Source organism: Duganella qianjiadongensis, from assembly GCF_009857915.1.
Lineage (GTDB): Bacteria > Pseudomonadota > Gammaproteobacteria > Burkholderiales > Burkholderiaceae_D > Rugamonas > Rugamonas qianjiadongensis.
Genome location: NZ_WWCM01000098.1, coordinates 1 through 265, shown reverse-complemented (window position 1 = coordinate 265; position 265 = coordinate 1). Strand labels below are relative to the sequence as shown.

Genomic DNA, 265 nt, shown 5'->3' with positions numbered 1-265 from the left:
TGGTTTCGGGTCTACACCCAGCGACTATCGCCCTGTTCGGACTCGATTTCTCTACGGCTTCCCTATCTGGTTAACCTTGCCACTGAATGTAAGTCGCTGACCCATTATACAAAAGGTACGCAGTCACGGAACAAGTCCGCTCCTACTGTTTGTATGCACACGGTTTCAGGATCTATTTCACTCCCCTCCCGGGGTTCTTTTCGCCTTTCCCTCACGGTACTGGTTCACTATCGGTCGATTACGAGTATTTAGCCTTGGAGGATGG

General features: G+C 50.6%; 1 rRNA gene. It reads right to left on the bottom strand.

From position 1 onward, the window contains the following. Nucleotides 1-265, bottom strand: a 23S ribosomal RNA gene (locus GTP27_RS24480); the annotation flags it as partial.